Below are 9,672 nucleotides of genomic sequence, written 5' to 3'. Positions count from 1 at the left end.
CTCTTGCCCTTGTGAGAGCCTGTGTTGCCCCTGTGTGCAATTTTAAGAGCGAAGTCGAGGTAGTTACCCATGATAAACTTTTTAAGGCTTGTTGGGGAAATGTGAGAGATTTGATTTCTTAAGATAGTGCCAAAATAAATAGGGTCGAAAATAGTGCGGGTTAAAGGGCTTATGCCGCCAGAGGACGGCCTAAGCCGGGAAACACCCACCGGCAGAGCCGTTGGGAAGATATCCGCATGGCATAACTTTTTCTGCTGTTCCAAAATATGTTATGCTTTGGGACAGTTTTATCGGGATTGCCATGTAACAGAAAATCGAGAATGTCTCCATGGCAGTTGTCGCCAATAAAACATTCCCGATTCTATGTTTTTGTTTAGGTATTACGGGGATTTTTCATCCCTCTTACACCCCCCCTTGTGCGTGCCATTGTAACATGGACTTTTTGGGTTAGTCAAGGTTAAATGTTACATCCCTGCAATAATTAGTTCTTGATTTATTTTTCTTGCAATTCCAGATATAGTTGCAACTCCATAGGTTCCAAGCAATTTGGGCTGATTAGCAAGTTCTTTCCCATATTCATCAAAAAACTTACCTTTTCCTATGCTATAGAATCCATAATCCTTGACATTTAATATCTTGTCATAGTGTTCAACATTATAAAAGTAGCCTCTTGTCCAATATTCCTTTCCAACTATCTGTGGTGGAAGCAACAAATCATCTTCTTTTACTCCATTGCTAATACTTCCTTTGATATCAACATTTTGTTTAAAAATCAGTACTAGCAATAGGTCATCACCATTGATATTATAAATATGATTATTTAAAACAACGCCATAAAAATAAATATCATCTCTTGGATTAACTTTAAAGATATCTCCAATTTCTGGATAGACTCTTTTCCTTTTTATCACCTGCAGTTGATAATCCGAAACATCAGAATTATCCAACTCATTAAGTTTTTCTTTTATCTCGTCAGGTAGTTTTTCGCACCGTTCTTTCCATCTGTTTGAAATAATATTATTGTTTATATTTTTCAAATCCATCATATCTCTATTCCACTCCTAAGTATTGTTTTGCCCAATTCATTGCATCTTGATAATATTTATTATTCGGACTTATACTGTTAATCTTATTAAGAGCATTGGGGCCATTTTCAATATAATATTGTTCAATCGCTCTGGCCTGATTTCTGGTTAAGCCCTCATATTGAATATCTAAATCATCAAAAGCTTTACCTGCGTTATTATGTTGATTTAATCTAGCATTTTTTGTTTGTTTAGTTATTCCTGTATATTGAGCTGTTCCATCCTTCATTCCAAAGTACACTTTATTATCTGTTGCACCCTTACCCAACCAGTCATCAAATCCTGCTGTTGTAGAAGATGTACCACTCTTGACATAAACTCTTTACCCTTATAATAATCCAAGCCGATGCCACTCTTCCGGAAAATGCGTACACTTCCCAAAGCTGACTATCACATCTGCTTAAAATTCTACTACATATTTGCCATTATTTCACTACTTTTCGCCAGCATTTTCCACTACTGGCATACGGTACTCCGTACCGTTCTTTAACATCCCATAAATAACACTGATTAACCGTCTGGAAATGCAAATCAGTGCCTGTTGGCTGGTTTTTCCTTCTGCTTTACGTTTCTCATAGTATGCTCGTACTACAGGATTTCTCGGTGTACCCTTAGAAGATATCTGCACCATCTGAATCGCAAGGAAATAAATGGTTGCCTGCAATCGTCTGTTACCTTGCTTGGTGGCTAAATCTTTCCCCTTTCCGCTGGATGATAAATGAAGCGGTGCAATTCCGGCAAACTGTGCCAGTTTATTGGCATTACTAAAGCGTTTGATATCACCGATTTCAGCAAGAATCTTCACTGCTGTGATAACATTTACACCGGGAATGGTTGTAAGCGTGCAGCCAAGCATCTTATACATCTGTTCCAGCATCTTGTCTACCTCTGCCAGTTGGCTGTCATAGTGCTGTAAATCACTGACTATGCTAAGAGTCACCATATCCCTTGCATCTTGATAAGCATTGTTTTTCACCTTATCACTGGCTACTGCATCCAAGATTTTCTCGCAGGTCTTGGTGGAGCATTTATTGTGGCTGACAGGAACAAGTTCCGCTCGCAAATCTTCCACAGACTTACCTTTTAGATACTTTTTGGATGGGTAATGCTCCCAGAAATACAGTGCAGTAGGTCTGCTGATGTCATTAAAAAATGACTTGTAAGACGGATATGCAATACACAGCTGCTCGTGCAACTGATTAACCAGTCTGGTTCGCTGTTTCATGATGTTATCCCTGCGATGCACCAACTGACCAAGTGACCAGTATGCATCATTAGGGCAGGCATCCGGAAGTTTATCAAGCATATTTAGAGTTGCAAGTGCAATAGCTTCTGCATCGTCGCTATCGCTCTTGCGATACATGGCACCACGGTGCTTTGCCTGACGATGAGAAATAGCAGTATTTACATCCTTAACAAAATACCCCTTATCAATCAGCCACACCGCTAAAGGTCTGCCGTAACCATAAGCATTCTCCAGACCAAAAACTATAGTCTTACCATCCGTATTACATTTTTTCACTTTCGCTACCAGCTTAGGAAAATCGGCTGGTCTGTTTGGGAAAGTAATCTCTCCCAGCTTTTGATTATAGCAGTCAATCATAACTGCTGTGTGGGTCTCCTTATGTAGGTCAATACCCACATAAATATAATTCTCTTTAATCATAAAAATCTGCTCCATTCTCAATGTTTGGCAAAATAGTGGCAATCTCAACTGTTAAGCATCTTTCTAGGAATTACGCATCTTTCAGCAACCAAGTGTGCAAGAGTGGTATAGCCTATCCACTTCTGGTCAGACGCAAAATATCCCGAATGGATACCGCTGACTTTCATGGAGATGGATACATCCTGCAGAACACAGGACTCACAAAAGACTTACGAATCGCTTTCGTGGTGTGTGATGTTAACTCTGAAAAAGAAAGGTTGCAAGTCAATTTTTTGCTTTTTGAGCAGATTTTTATTTAAATCCATTAAAAATGAGCAGAATTAGCTTTATGCCATAGACCAAAAACAGAGAAAAACAGTAATAATGCACAAATATAATTTTCAGGCAGGCAAGCCAACTTTCTCTTGCCCTTGTGAGAGCCTGTGTTGCCCCTGTGTGCAATTTTAAGAGCGAAGTCGAGGTAGTTACCCATGATAAACTTTTTAAGGCTTGTTGGGGAAATGTGAGAGATTTGATTTCTTAAGATAGTGCCAAAATAAATAGGGTCGAAAATAGTGCAGGTTAAAGGGCTTATGCCGTTGGGAGAAATGTGGTATGGCATAACTTTCTCTGCTGTTCAAAAATTTGTTATGCTTGAGGACAATTTTATCGGGATTGACATGTAACAGAAAAATCGAGAATGTTCCATGGCGGTTGTCGCCAATAAAACATTCCCGATTCTATGTTTTTGTTTAGGTATTACGAGAACTTTTCATCCCTCTTATACCCCCTGGTGCGTGCCATGGTAACATAGAGGCTTTGGAATCGTCAAGAAAAATGTTGCAAAATTGTTACATTTTAATCATTGCTTAGTCGGCTCTTATACTTACCTTTTAATAGCTATTCTTTTACCGAGATTGCTTTCCTCACCTCTTTACTTACAACTCCATAACTTCCCAAACAGATATCCATCTCATACCACCACAATATTGAAAAAATCTGTAAATGGATTACCGCTTTTTTGACCAATTTTTATATATGAAATACCGCTTAAGGAGATTATTTTTTACATTTACTCTACAGAAAAACGCATTGTCTTCACAGCAACGAGTGCCATGAAAACAATACGTTCTAAATCTTTGAAGAAGCAATATTCAGTTTTGCGAGTGTCCTTATATGCACCCAAAGGGTAAATTCGCCCCAGGGTCTTCAAATTAATCTACATGGATTATATCACCTTCGGTGAGAGCCATTCCGATTAATTTAAAGACCAAAATAATTTACTTTGTCGAGCGTCCTTATGTGGAGACATAATTAAATATAATTTCTACAAATATTTTCTAATCGCATCACACTCTAAATCGATTCCCTCATCATTTACCACTTCACTCCAATCATATACATCTTTAAAATGAAAATAGCTCCATTTTTCATACAAATCATTAATTGAAGTAGCTATTAATAAACCATGCAGATTTTTCTCACTTTCGTAAATCTCATGTTCATAAAATACCACTGTTCCATTTCTTATGTCCAGACAAAATGCGTCCCCATTAGGAAAATGGAATAAAGGATACCAATGCATAATATCTTCCACGATTTCCAGCTCATCTAAATCAGTATCATAACATTCGTCCATTATCTCCATCAATTCCTCATGTTCTTTTTCTAGACCACTATCCGAAACAAAATTAATTGCCCCCATATACCTATTATTTTCATCATGCCACACTACTTCAAAAAGTTTATAATGTTCATAAATATATTTTGTGCTTTCGTTTAGTGAAAAATTATTTAATACACTATTGATAACTAAATTTTCTTTTTTTTCATTCTTAACAGTCAGCTTATAATGGCTATTAAGGTACTCTTTCACATCACTAAAATAGTCTCTCATTATTTTCCTCCATAAGGATGAATTGTATATCCACTTAATCCGTAATCATCCATCATTTTTCCTGCAAACTGATATATATCTTTTGCTGTTGCATTCGGATTATTATCAATAAAATCCATCCATTTTTGATTCCATCCACCTTTACCGTGGATAATGTTCATATGCATACCCCCTTTACCTGCGTCTACAGTAATTGTATATTGATCAACATCAATGCCCCTAGCAGAAATAAAATCTGCATATGGCTTACTTTTTCCTCTAAAGGCAGGAATGATATGATGATCATTAGTTTTCCCTGTTATTGGTTTAGTTGTTTCCAGTAATAGAACCTCTGTCTTACTACCACTCTCTCCAGCACCACTTTCCCCCACACTTGTTTCTTCCTTGCATGGGGTCTGACGTTTATCCTTGTACCCACTCGGATCATAGTACACCACCGGATTATTCTTACAGTATGCATACAGGTTCAGTCCGTCACCATAGTAGGTATCTTCCTGTGTGAATCTGGCACTGACAGGGTTATAATATCTTGCCCTCAGGTAATACTGTCCCGTCAGAGGATCGTACTGCTCTCCCGTATAGCGGAAGCGGTTGTGCACCTGTTCTTCACATCTGATGGTATTGCCGAATGCATCGTATTCATAGTGGTCGAGTACACGTGACTGTACATCCTCCTGTGGAAGCTCCCCGCTTTCCTTCTCTTCGCCTTCTCACTGTCAGAGCTGATCAGCCCCAGTCTGCGGATATAGCGGATTACATTGCCATCGGACTCCTCTTCGGCTACTGCCTCCCTGTTCTCATTGTAGAGGAATTTCACCAGTTGTCCGTTTTCCTCCATCTCTGCACGCAGTCCTTCTGCATTATAATGGTTCTTTTGGAAGCTTCCGTCTGCCTTTGTCACCTGTTCCAGTCTTCCGAAACCGTCATAGAGATAAGACATCTCACCATCTGAGAGCATATTTCCGCTGTTATCGTAGGTATAGTGCTTCACCTGTCTGATGCCGTCTGTTATCTCTGTCAGACGGTTGCAGAAGTCACTGCCATATGGATACTGCCTGAAACGGCATCCCGGTATTGTTTTTTCTTACTATTAATCCATTAGAAGTATCAAAATAAAACATTTAGTGGGGGCTGAAACTACTCCCCTTGGAATCAGCTTTATATTATTATAATGCGTCAGACCAACTACACATTAATTGGCATAGCTGGTCATTAATTTCATTATGTTTATTAACAAATAAGCTGCTACTGCCAAAAGTAAACTCTACTATCATACTCTCCTCTCCATAAACATACACCATTTTCTAAGCCACATGAACAAATAAATATGCTGCATCCACCATTTAAAAATTCCGATTTACTTATTACATATTCAATATTATTGGAAATAATATTTCCCTGCAATTTTAATGCTCCAAGCTTCGTTGCATTTGCCACAAAAAAAGCATATTTCATAGATTTACATATTACTTTATTTGTATAGTTCAAAAAATCTTCTATTTCCTCTTTATTTTTACAAATAATATACTTTTTCTGACTATCTAATTCATCTAACTTAGCAATTATTTTTTCCTGTAGTTGTAAAGTAGTATGAAGGTCATAAAAATCATTAATAGAAATCTTTATCCCATTATTTTCCCATTCTTTACAAGCTTGTAGTATTTTATTTCTTCTTTTAACTTCATCCAATCTTGCTTTATCCATTTATATCTCCATTTCCTAATTAAACCCATTAAAATCTTCTGGAAAATGTCCTGGGTATTGATTATATCTACCTTTGCTAAAGGGACTTCCTTTCGTGTCATCTGCACCGTGAAAATGATTTCCACGTCCCATCTTATCAAAGGGATGTTCTATAATGTATTTCTTCTCTCCACATACATCAAATTCATACACAATTCTATTTTCTGAAGTTCCATCAAATACAAATTTGTGAGTTTTATATTCTGCTGACTTTGGAATACCTGCCGCTTCCTTTGCCTCTCTAAATGCTTGTCTTCTAGTAGTATTACTACCACTCTTGACAAAAATACAGAATACTTATGTTTTTCCAGACCAGCTACACAGTATCACATAGCTGGTCAATCATCATTAATTAGGTAATCTCATAATAAAGGCTTTTAACGCCTTTTCCCCTTTTTCTGTTTTTAATAATTCAACTGCACTTTTTCCACCAAATTTATGAAGGGGTTTATGCAACCAATCATATCCTGTAGCATCTCCTAAAATAGTGAAGATAGCATTCACAATCTCCTGTGGCACACCATCTATCTGTGTATTTACATCTTCAAAACAGCTAGCATATTTGTTCCATGCTTCTTCTTCATATTCATAAAAAAACATCTCAAGCATATCCATAGTTATTTCACCCCCTTTGCATTGAAAAGAATAATATTTCTTCCTCCATCTGCTCTAGCAGAAGGCGCAATAATTCCATTATAACCATTGCTATATGCATATCGACCAATAGCATGCGTAACATCATATCCTTCTCCGACTATACTCTCGAGAGAAATCCCCAGTTGTGAACGCACTGAAGGATTACTTACATCTAGCATGTTTGTCAATCTTACATCATACGAATACATTGTTCTGTTTGAAAAATCAAAAACATCATAATTTCCAAGTTCCGCTTTAACTATTTTTTCACCACTACTAAAATGTAATCCTGGCACACCTGACTCTGTATATCTATGATTAGAGTTAATCGTATACTGACTCATTTCTAACGGGTCGTATCTACTATCAACACTTCTGTATATAGTTCCTTCGTATGTAGCACCTATTGGTTTACTACCACTCTTATTACCGCTTTCATTCCCCTTACCAGCTCCGGCATTCCTCTGCGCATTCACTCTTTCCTGGGTTCTCCAGTCGGTGTTAACATTATCTCTTGGGAAAGTCGCTGTGTAATCAGGACCGCTCTTCTTTACATTGTTGGCAGCATAGTTCTTTGCCCTCTCCTCGCCATGGACAATCTCATAGTTTGCCAGCTTCTTCGCATCTGTTGCATTATATCCCTGACTCTTGTACTTATTGTATAAGTCCTGTTTCGATTTTGCATCCGGGTAACACTCGGCTGCCAGTCTGGCTGTATCCGGGTCTGCCCCTGCATCAATGTACTGCTGTTCTTTCCTGCTGTACGGGCTGTTCTCCTTCGTACCGTGTCCTGTCGGGTCATGGTAGAGAACCGGGTTGTTCTGACAGTAGGTATACAGGTTCAGTCCATCCCCGTAATAAGTGTCTTCCTGTGTAAATCTGGCAATGACAGGGTTATAATATCTTGCCCTCAGGTAATACTGTCCCGTCAGAATATCGTACTGCTCTCCTGTATAACGGAAGCGTTTGTGCACCTGTTCTTCACATCTGATGGTATTGCCAAATGCATCATATTCATAGTAGTTGAGTACACGTGACTGTACATCCTCCTGTGGAAGCTCCCCGCTTTCCTTCTCTTCACCATTTATCACATGGGTGATGCTTCCGTCTGCCTTTGTCACCTGCTCAAACCTTCCGAAACCGTCATAGAGATAAGAAATTTCTCCATCTGAAAGCATATTTCCCAATATTCTGTTACTAAGAGTACGCTACATCAGCATATTGAAATTGCAATGTCCTTTCGTATACCCAACTCGGCAAAATTTCGCTAGTATCTATTAAGATTAGAGTGTCAAAAGATTCCCTTCTAAAAAGTAATCACCCTAATGCACAAATATAATACGATGAAGAACTGTATGGTCTACTCGTTAGTAAATTCCTGCAAGTGAAATGCAACAGGAATTGTATGTAACATGAGCAAACCAATCCAAGCGAAAGCGGGTTCTGAATGCATATATTTTGTACATTATGACGAATAACTTTCAAAAAATTACCTTTTCACACCCGAATTCTATTAATTAACATCATGGATTCCTGATTCCTTCTGAGTAACCATGATCGTTAATTAATAGACATGCAAGAGTTGTAAGTTATTGAATGTCCAAAAGTATAACGCAGATTAAATATTATTCTACACGAATACCATTCCCATCTTTTAATGTAATTAGCCACTTCTCATCATTCTCAAAAACTACAGAAAGCCCTTTATCCGTAACAAACCAATCAAATATTGTATTTCTATAACTATTTTTCCATATCAAATTTCCTTCTAAACTATAACATATTAAAGATATTTCTCCTACAAGTACAATGCACGATTGATAATCAAATTTTATGATTTCAAAAATAACAGACAATAAATCCACAGATTTATATAATACGTATTTTTCTTTTAAATCTATAATATAATAACCTTTTCCAAAACTTAAAAACAAGATTGTGTTTTGTATTACATAAGCAGGAGCAATTCCCAAATCATAATACGAAAATGCAATATTGCCACTATTTGTTTGTAATACACAAAAGCAATTATCATAATCAACGTCTTCACTCAATGTCAATATTGGATTATACACCACGTACTCTGTCGCTTTTTCCAAATTAATAATATCGTTCATACCAATAACCTGCTTTCCCAATTTAATGATTATATCTTGTTTGCTTTCCAGAACCTATTTTTATTGTTAATAATCTATTTCCATCCCAATATGTAGTTACCTTTGCTCCACCATACTTACCCATCAAAAAACTCTCTCTAGTTGTAACAGTATAATAATGTGTCACTCCATTTTCTATATATGATGCCGTTTCTGGATCTCCTACAATATTATTTGAACTATTTAAAACGTCATTATAATATTGTTCAAAATAAGCTCGATTTTCTGCTGTATCATTAAAACCTAATTTATCCATTTCTGCTTTTAAACCATTAGTCCTGTCAATATTATGCCTGTTTCCTCCTGCTTTTCCAAATTGATAGTCGAGTTTATTTCCTAAATCAGCACTACTACCACTCCCATCAACACTTTCACTAATTTTCCCCTGTGGTGGACAAGCTTTACCTGTTGATGTACTTGCATACCCACTCGGATCATCATACACCACTGGGTTATCCCCGCAGTACGCATACAGATTCAGTCCATCCCCCTGATAGACGTCTTCCTGCA

Annotated in this window: 12 protein-coding genes and 2 pseudogenes; all 14 read right to left on the bottom strand. The window is 37.4% G+C overall.

Going from position 1 to position 9,672, the window contains the following annotated elements; genetic code table 11:
* The coding region (locus DWZ61_RS19980; protein WP_207664194.1) for a hypothetical protein at positions 1-263 on the bottom strand (263 nt) is incomplete at its 3' end.
* A gap of 201 nt (positions 264-464) precedes the next feature.
* Complete coding sequence (locus DWZ61_RS19000) at positions 465-1,046, bottom strand: Imm26 family immunity protein (protein ID WP_118540074.1); 582 nt, start codon at positions 1,044-1,046, stop codon at positions 465-467.
* 4 nt (positions 1,047-1,050) lie between these two features.
* Positions 1,051-1,353 (bottom strand): hypothetical protein, encoded by a 303-nt coding sequence (locus DWZ61_RS18995; RefSeq protein ID WP_118540073.1) that lies wholly within the window; start codon positions 1,351-1,353, stop codon positions 1,051-1,053.
* 165 nt (positions 1,354-1,518) lie between these two features.
* Entirely contained in the window at positions 1,519-2,751 is a 1,233-nt protein-coding gene (locus DWZ61_RS18990) for an IS110 family transposase (RefSeq protein ID WP_118540072.1), read from the bottom strand.
* Positions 2,752-4,057: 1,306 nt separating this feature from the next.
* Complete coding sequence (locus DWZ61_RS18985; RefSeq protein WP_118540071.1) at positions 4,058-4,627, bottom strand: hypothetical protein; 570 nt, start codon at positions 4,625-4,627, stop codon at positions 4,058-4,060.
* Complete coding sequence (locus DWZ61_RS19885; RefSeq protein WP_182427207.1) at positions 4,627-4,998, bottom strand: DUF2380 domain-containing protein; 372 nt, start codon at positions 4,996-4,998, stop codon at positions 4,627-4,629. Before DWZ61_RS19885 ends, DWZ61_RS18985 begins: the two co-directional genes overlap by 1 nt.
* 102 nt (positions 4,999-5,100) lie before the next feature.
* A pseudogene (locus DWZ61_RS20335) lies at positions 5,101-5,226 on the bottom strand (RHS repeat-associated core domain-containing protein); the annotation flags it as partial.
* Entirely contained in the window at positions 5,181-5,618 is a 438-nt protein-coding gene (locus DWZ61_RS18975; protein ID WP_117466252.1) for a hypothetical protein, read from the bottom strand. The pseudogene DWZ61_RS20335 and the gene DWZ61_RS18975, both read right to left, overlap by 46 nt.
* 254 nt (positions 5,619-5,872) lie before the next feature.
* Positions 5,873-6,331: a hypothetical protein gene (locus tag DWZ61_RS18970; RefSeq protein ID WP_117466253.1), complete on the bottom strand. Its 459-nt coding sequence runs from the start codon at positions 6,329-6,331 to the stop codon at positions 5,873-5,875.
* Positions 6,332-6,346: 15 nt separating this feature from the next.
* The gene (locus DWZ61_RS19975; protein WP_148446654.1) at positions 6,347-6,589 is read right to left on the bottom strand and encodes an HNH/endonuclease VII fold putative polymorphic toxin; all 243 of its coding nucleotides are present in this window, start codon (positions 6,587-6,589) and stop codon (positions 6,347-6,349) included.
* 129 nt (positions 6,590-6,718) lie between these two features.
* Entirely contained in the window at positions 6,719-6,985 is a 267-nt protein-coding gene (locus DWZ61_RS18960; RefSeq protein ID WP_118540069.1) for an antitoxin Xre/MbcA/ParS toxin-binding domain-containing protein, read from the bottom strand.
* 2 nt (positions 6,986-6,987) lie between these two features.
* Positions 6,988-8,127 carry an RHS repeat-associated core domain-containing protein gene (locus DWZ61_RS18955; protein ID WP_243026464.1) on the bottom strand — a complete coding sequence of 380 codons (1,140 nt, stop codon included), beginning with the start codon at positions 8,125-8,127 and terminating at the stop codon, positions 6,988-6,990.
* 504 nt (positions 8,128-8,631) lie between these two features.
* The gene (locus DWZ61_RS18950; protein ID WP_118540067.1) at positions 8,632-9,123 is read right to left on the bottom strand and encodes a hypothetical protein; all 492 of its coding nucleotides are present in this window, start codon (positions 9,121-9,123) and stop codon (positions 8,632-8,634) included.
* A gap of 22 nt (positions 9,124-9,145) precedes the next feature.
* Positions 9,146-9,672, bottom strand: a pseudogene (locus tag DWZ61_RS18945) (hypothetical protein); the annotation flags it as partial.

Origin of the sequence: Clostridium sp. AF34-10BH, assembly GCF_003478095.1 — a bacterium.
Lineage (GTDB): Bacteria > Bacillota > Clostridia > Lachnospirales > Lachnospiraceae > Acetatifactor > Acetatifactor acetigignens.
The sequence above is the reverse complement of the archived record's forward strand: the minus strand, read 5'-3'. Positions and strand labels throughout refer to the sequence as shown.